Origin of the sequence: Buttiauxella selenatireducens, assembly GCF_031432975.1 — a bacterium.
Classification (GTDB): domain Bacteria; phylum Pseudomonadota; class Gammaproteobacteria; order Enterobacterales; family Enterobacteriaceae; genus Buttiauxella; species Buttiauxella selenatireducens.
Genome location: NZ_CP133838.1, coordinates 5212039 through 5218828, shown reverse-complemented (window position 1 = coordinate 5218828; position 6790 = coordinate 5212039). Strand labels below are relative to the sequence as shown.

Annotated in this window: 8 protein-coding genes; 7 read left to right on the top strand and 1 reads right to left on the bottom strand. The window is 50.5% G+C overall.

All coding sequences use genetic code 11. The features are described 5' to 3' along the window. Positions 1–627 precede the first annotated feature (627 nt). From rpmH to RHD99_RS23930, 7 genes are all read left to right on the top strand, one after another. Entirely contained in the window at positions 628–768 is a 141-nt protein-coding gene (gene rpmH, locus RHD99_RS23960) for a 50S ribosomal protein L34 (protein ID WP_003849659.1), read from the top strand. A gap of 17 nt (positions 769–785) precedes the next feature. After that, positions 786–1145 (top strand): ribonuclease P protein component, encoded by a 360-nt coding sequence (gene rnpA / locus RHD99_RS23955; protein ID WP_034499799.1) that lies wholly within the window; start codon positions 786–788, stop codon positions 1143–1145. Then, positions 1109–1366, top strand: a complete 258-nt coding sequence (gene yidD / locus RHD99_RS23950) for a membrane protein insertion efficiency factor YidD (protein WP_072011227.1) — start codon at positions 1109–1111, stop codon at positions 1364–1366. The genes rnpA and yidD overlap by 37 nt, the downstream gene beginning before the upstream one ends. Positions 1367–1368: 2 nt before the next feature. Further along, entirely contained in the window at positions 1369–3015 is a 1647-nt protein-coding gene (gene yidC, locus RHD99_RS23945; RefSeq protein ID WP_183272041.1) for a membrane protein insertase YidC, read from the top strand. Between the two features lie 76 nt (positions 3016–3091). Continuing rightward, positions 3092–4456 (top strand): tRNA uridine-5-carboxymethylaminomethyl(34) synthesis GTPase MnmE, encoded by a 1365-nt coding sequence (gene mnmE / locus RHD99_RS23940; protein ID WP_309877037.1) that lies wholly within the window; start codon positions 3092–3094, stop codon positions 4454–4456. A 353-nt stretch (positions 4457–4809) separates the two neighbouring features. Then, the gene (locus RHD99_RS23935; RefSeq protein ID WP_309877036.1) at positions 4810–5538 is read left to right on the top strand and encodes a 4'-phosphopantetheinyl transferase family protein; all 729 of its coding nucleotides are present in this window, start codon (positions 4810–4812) and stop codon (positions 5536–5538) included. Positions 5539–5572: 34 nt separating this feature from the next. Continuing rightward, positions 5573–6139 carry an NADPH-dependent FMN reductase gene (locus RHD99_RS23930; protein WP_309877034.1) on the top strand — a complete coding sequence of 189 codons (567 nt, stop codon included), beginning with the start codon at positions 5573–5575 and terminating at the stop codon, positions 6137–6139. Here the strand turns inward: RHD99_RS23930 and RHD99_RS23925 are convergent. Further along, positions 6136–6708, bottom strand: a complete 573-nt coding sequence (locus RHD99_RS23925) for a TetR/AcrR family transcriptional regulator (protein WP_309877032.1) — start codon at positions 6706–6708, stop codon at positions 6136–6138. The genes RHD99_RS23930 and RHD99_RS23925 overlap by 4 nt on opposite strands. Positions 6709–6790 lie beyond the last annotated feature (82 nt).

Here is a 6790-nt window from a genome sequence, read left to right as displayed (position 1 = left end):
GGCGGACTCCACTCGAACAAAGTCGATAAAATGACGAAGACTGAAAGTTTATATTCATGATTGTTGACGCACGCCGACTCTTCCTCAACGGAACCCCGGTACGGGAAGCGTGCGAACCGCTATCTGCGGTTTACCCCAGGGTGAACGCTAAAGGATCACGATCGGGACCGCGGATCATAGCCTAAAGTGCGCCAGAGATCTTCTGTTTCTCACAGTTTCTTCCCGATTTATCCACAGGGCTATTTTGTGGAGTCTAAGTGTAAACGATCCTGCCAGACGCGCAGTGCTTTACATTCCTATATTGGAAAATTTAATGACTAGCGCACAAAATCGTCTTAACTGATCTAAGGAAGATCCCCGTCGATCCTTGCGCTTTAATGGGGAGGCCGTATAATTCCACACCCGTCGCGTGTCACCACGGCTTTATTTTGGACAGATCCTGGTCGTTTTTAGGGTCAAAAAGCGAATTAAGGCACGGGAAATAAGGAAAGAGAATTGACTCCGGAGTGTACAATTATTACAATCCGGCCTCTTTAATCAGCCACACTGAGGCGTAAGTCGTTTGCAGTTTATGCAAGGCTCTGCGCTAACCCAGTGAAATTTATCCAAGTTTAGGTAGAAATCGCCATGAAACGCACTTTTCAACCGTCCGTACTGAAGCGTAACCGTTCACACGGTTTCCGTGCTCGTATGGCAACTAAAAATGGTCGTCAGGTTTTGGCACGTCGTCGTGCTAAAGGCCGTTCTCGTCTGACCGTTTCTAAGTAATAAAAGCTAACCCCTGAGTGGTTAAGCTCGCATTTCCCAGGGAGTTACGCTTGTTAACTCCCACTCATTTCACTTTCGTCTTCCAGCAACCTCAACGGGCTGGCACGCCGCAAATCACCATCCTCGGCCGCCTTAATTCGCTGGGGCATCCCCGCATCGGTCTTACAGTCGCTAAGAAAAATGTTAAACGTGCACACGAACGCAATCGGATTAAACGTCTGACGCGTGAGAGTTTCCGTTTGCGTCAACACGAACTTCCTCCAATGGATTTCGTGGTAGTGGCTAAGAAAGGGGTTGCAGACCTGGATAACCGGGCTTTATCGGAAGCATTGGAAAAGTTATGGCGCCGTCACTGTCGCCTGTCTCCCGGCTCCTGATAGGCCTGATTAGGGTCTATCAGCGCCTGATAAGTCCGCTTCTCGGGCCGCATTGTCGTTTCACTCCTACCTGTTCTCACTACGGAATTGAGGCATTGCGCAGGTTTGGGGTGTTAAAAGGCAGTTGGTTGACAGTGAAACGCGTATTAAAATGCCACCCTTTGAACCCCGGTGGAGACGATCCCGTCCCACCTGGACCTTTTGATACCAGAGAACACTAACGATGGATTCGCAACGCAATCTCTTTCTCATCGCTTTGTTGTTCGTGTCTTTCATGATCTGGCAAGCCTGGGAGCAGGACCACGCTCCTAAACCTCAGGTACAACAGACCACGCAGACTACGACCACCGCAGCAGGTAATGCCGCAAGCCAGGGTGTGCCGACCAGTGGCCAGGGAAAAATCATCACGGTTAAAACTGACGTCCTTGAGCTTTCCATCAACACCCGTGGTGGTGATGTTGAGCAGGCACAGTTGCTGACCTACCCGAAAGAGCTCAAATCTAATGAGCCGTTCCAGTTACTGGAAACAACGCCAGAGTTTATCTACCAGGCACAAAGTGGCCTGACCGGTCGTGATGGCCCAGATAACCCGGCTAATGGTGATCGCCCACTGTATAACGTTGAAAGCGACAGCTTCGTACTGCCAGAAGGCCAGAACGAACTTGTTATTCCAATGACTTATACTGATGCAGCGGGCAACGTCTTCACTAAATCCTTCACCCTGAAACGCGGCGAGTTCGCGGTAAGCGTGGATTACAACGTGAAGAATGCCGGTGAGAAACCGCTGGAGCTGGCTACCTTTGGTCAGTTGAAGCAGTCCATCAATCTGCCTTCGCACCGCGATACTGGAAGCAACAACTTTGCGTTGCATACCTTCCGTGGCGCTGCGTACTCAACGCCTGATGCGAAATACGAAAAATATAAATTCGATACCATCGCTGACGGTGAAAACCTGAACGTTAACGCCAGCAATGGCTGGGTTGCGATGTTGCAGCAGTATTTCGCAACAGCGTGGGTTCCGCGTAATCAGGGTACTAACAACTTCTATACCACCAAACTGAGCAATGATGTGGCGGCGATTGGTTATAAATCCGCACCACAACTGGTTCAGCCAGGCCAAACAGCTCAACTGGGTAGCACCCTGTGGGTTGGCCCGGAAATTCAGGACAAAATGGCAGCCGTTGCGCCGCACCTTGACCTGACTGTGGATTATGGTTGGTTGTGGTTTATTTCTCAGCCGCTGTTCAAGCTGTTGAAATTCATTCACGGTTTCATCGGTAACTGGGGCTTCTCCATTATCGTTATCACCTTTATCGTTCGTGGCATCATGTACCCGCTGACTAAAGCGCAGTACACCTCCATGGCGAAAATGCGTATGTTGCAGCCGAAACTGGCCGCTATGCGTGAACGTATTGGTGACGACAAACAACGCCAGAGTCAGGAAATGATGGCGTTGTATAAAGCTGAGAAGGTTAACCCGCTGGGTGGTTGTCTCCCGCTGGTTATCCAGATGCCAATCTTCCTGGCGTTGTACTACATGCTGATGGGTTCTGTGGAATTGCGCCATGCGCCGTTCGCACTGTGGATCCATGACTTGTCTGCACAAGACCCGTACTACATCCTGCCGATCCTGATGGGCTTGACGATGTTCTTCATTCAGAAGATGTCGCCTACCACTGTGACCGACCCGATGCAGCAGAAGATCATGACCTTTATGCCGGTCATCTTCACGGTGTTCTTCCTGTGGTTCCCGTCAGGCCTGGTGCTGTACTATATCGTCAGTAACACAGTGACCATCATCCAGCAGCAGCTGATTTATCGCGGTCTTGAGAAACGTGGCTTACACAGCCGCGATAAGAAAAAGACCTGATAGCAATTAGCCAGATGCTTACGAAAGGCGGTCAATAGACCGCCTTTTTTATTTGCTAAAAAGTCTGAGAGAAATTATGAGCCATAACGAGACAATCGTTGCCCAGGCGACACCGCCGGGACGTGGTGGGGTCGGTATCCTGCGCGTCTCAGGCCTTCAAGCACGTGAAGTGGCACAAGCCATTCTGGGTAAATTACCCAAACCACGTTATGCCGATTACCTGCCATTCCGTGACGCGGACGGCAGCGTGCTGGATCAAGGCATCGCGCTGTGGTTCCCGGGCCCCAATTCCTTCACGGGTGAGGATGTGCTGGAACTACAAGGTCACGGTGGCCCGGTTATCCTGGATTTACTGTTAAAACGCATCCTGGCGCTCTCAGGCTTGCGTATCGCAAGACCTGGCGAGTTCTCCGAACGTGCATTTCTGAATGACAAGCTGGACCTGGCACAGGCTGAAGCCATCGCCGACCTGATCGACGCAAGTTCCGAGCAAGCCGCACGTTCAGCATTAAATTCTTTGCAGGGGGCCTTCTCTGCACGAGTCAACCATTTGGTTGATGCACTGACCCACCTGCGAATTTACGTGGAAGCCGCGATTGATTTCCCGGACGAAGAAATTGATTTTCTGTCAGACGGAAAAATTGAAGCCCAACTGAACCAGGTGATAGACGACCTGGACGCCGTGCGTGCTGAGGCGCGTCAGGGAAGCCTGCTGCGCGAAGGGATGAAAGTCGTCATTGCCGGGCGTCCAAATGCCGGTAAATCGAGCCTACTTAATGCGCTGGCAGGCCGCGAAGCCGCGATTGTCACGGACATTGCCGGAACCACCCGTGACGTACTGCGTGAACATATTCACATCGACGGCATGCCGCTGCATATCATTGATACTGCAGGTTTACGCGAATCAAGCGACGAAGTTGAGCGCATCGGTATCGAACGTGCATGGAATGAGATCGAACAGGCTGACCGTGTGCTGTTCATGGTTGACGGTACAACAACCGACGCCACAGACCCCGCTGAAATTTGGCCTGATTTTATTGCACGCTTACCGGCACGTTTACCGATTACTGTGGTGCGTAACAAAGCTGATGTCACAGGCGAAACGCTGGGTCTGAGCGATGTGAATGGTCACTCACTTGTGCGCCTCTCTGCGCGTACCGGTGAAGGCGTAGATGTGCTGCGCGCCCATCTAAAACAGAGCATGGGCTTTGAAACCAACATGGAAGGCGGTTTCATGGCGCGTCGTCGCCATCTGCAAGCGCTGGAGCAGGCAGCTACCCATCTTCAGCAAGGTAAAGCACAACTGCTGGGCGCATGGGCTGGGGAATTACTGGCTGAGGAACTGCGTCTTTCTCAACAAAGCTTGAGTGAAATCACCGGAGAATTTACCTCTGATGATTTGCTTGGACGCATTTTCTCGAGTTTCTGTATCGGTAAGTAAGCCAAAAAAGTTAGCGTGTGCTCACTTTTTACTCATCCCGCAACGCATCTGCTGTTGCGGGATTTTTTTTTATCGCATCTGCGGCACTAAAGAGTGCTCACGATAAAGTCAAAGTATTCATGGAGTTGATCATTTGATCAATATTTGACGTTTTTTTACACGTTCTCGCCGTGCGTTTCGCTACTAAAAAACCTACAATCGAGATTGCCCATTTTACCCTATGTATTTCGAGTTTCAGAAAGGCGGCAAGAGAACGAATCACGATGAGCTTAGTAAACTAAGTGATTCGTGTGAGTGAAAGCAGCCAACGCACCTGAAACTTGAAAGGCGACGGGTATATCAAGGAGAGACAAATGGCAACGCACTTCGCAAGATGGACTATCAATCCTAAATTCCCCTTTTCGAGCCGGCTGAGTGAAGAATGCCTCGCCCGCGCTCAACAAATGCCAGAACATCGCCGTGCACGATTTTTAGCTTCACGCAGCTTACTCGCGGAATTGCTACATATGCTTTACGGCATTCAACAACTGCCGGAAATCGTGACGACCACAGCCGGACGGCCACACTTTGCCGACCCTTCACTGATGGATTTCAGCATTGCCTATGCCGGGAATAAAGTCGGTGTATTGGTGACGACCGAAGGTCGCTGCGGGCTGGATATTGAAATTAACCAGTCTTTCGGTCACCTCCCGTCCGTCGCTTCGGATCCCACCTTTCGCAGCAATGAGTCCATCTGGATAAACAATCAAAAAAACCCAGGTGAGGCACGGGCCCAACTGCGTACGCTGCACCAAAGCGCATTTAAATTAACCGGCCGCGAAGATAGTTTGCAGCTTCTGCCTGGCGCCGGGCGTATTCGTGTTAACTGTCAGTCGGAAATTGAAGCGATCAGTGATGTGGAAGGCCTGTTAATCTGGGGATGTGTGGTGTCTCCAGCAATTGAAAAACTCAATTTGTGGGAGTTTGAAAGCCCGCAAAACTGGCACCGCCTGTGGGATGTAAAATCTCGCTATCGTGATCACAATGGCAGCATCATTCGCTTAACCAGTATGCCGTCAGAAAAAGTGTTACATCAAAACTGATCATTTATGAACGTCCTGACAAAAAGAGGTATCCATGTCCGACACGTTAAAGATAGTCACGTTATTAGGTAGCCTTCGCCATGGCTCATTCAACGCTATGGTCGCCCGTACTCTGCCAGGAATCGCTCCTGCAGGGATGAGCATTCATGCGTTGCCCTCCATTAAAGACATTCCGCTGTATGACGCCGATATGCAGCAAGAAGAAGGTTTCCCCTCGAGCGTTGAGACGATTGCAGAACAAATTCGTGCCGCAGATGGTGTGGTGATTGTCACGCCAGAATATAACTATTCGGTGCCAGGCGGCCTGAAGAACGCCATCGACTGGCTTTCGCGTTTGCCAGAACAGCCTCTGGCAGGGAAACCGGTGCTGATTCAGACCAGTTCAATGGGCGCGATTGGTGGCGCACGTTGTCAGTACCATCTGCGTCAGATTCTGGTGTTCCTGGATGCAATGGTGATGAACAAGCCTGAGTTTATGGGTGGCGTGATTCAGAACAAAGTGGATGCGCAGACAGGCGAAGTCGTCGATCAAAGCACGCTTGATCATCTGGCGGGGCAACTCACCGCTTTTGGTGAGTACATTCAGCGCGTTAAATCCTAGTTTGCTAAAGCGCGCCACATAGTTTCGAAGCCTAAAGCTTTATAATCGCCAGCTCGCTCCGGTTCGCGGCTGGCGAATTCCATTGTGGTTTCTGCCAGTGAAGAAAAAATCGCGTCACTGAATGCACGGTATGGGCCGCTCTGAAAAGCCTTCAATATTGATTGCGAGCAGATCTCGTGTAACTCAGGAAATAACTCCGCTACTTTCTGCTTGGTTTCTTCGCCTATCTTGTCGCTCACAGACAACTGACGAATTGCCCGATGGGCCTCAGGATTGCAAATAGCCCAGTCGATATAACTGTTCCAGACATAACGGGTATATTCTTTCGGGTCTTTTAAAGTTCTGTCGATATTGGCCAGCATCGTCTGGCACAAGTCTTGTTTTACATGAAGATAGAGCTCGTTAAGTAAATCGTCCTTAGTGGCAAAATAGCGAAACAGCGTACCCTCTGCCACACCAGCTGCACGGGCAATCTGCGCAGTTGATGCTGCGATCCCCGACAGGCCAATGGCGGTTGTCGCGGCTTCCAGTAACGCTAATTTTTTATCTTCACTCTTCGGACGAGCCACAACGTTTACCCTCTGAATTCTAAAAACCGAATTGAATCATGCGAACTACGCCACTGCAACGCTCAATGTCAGCGTTTGAAAA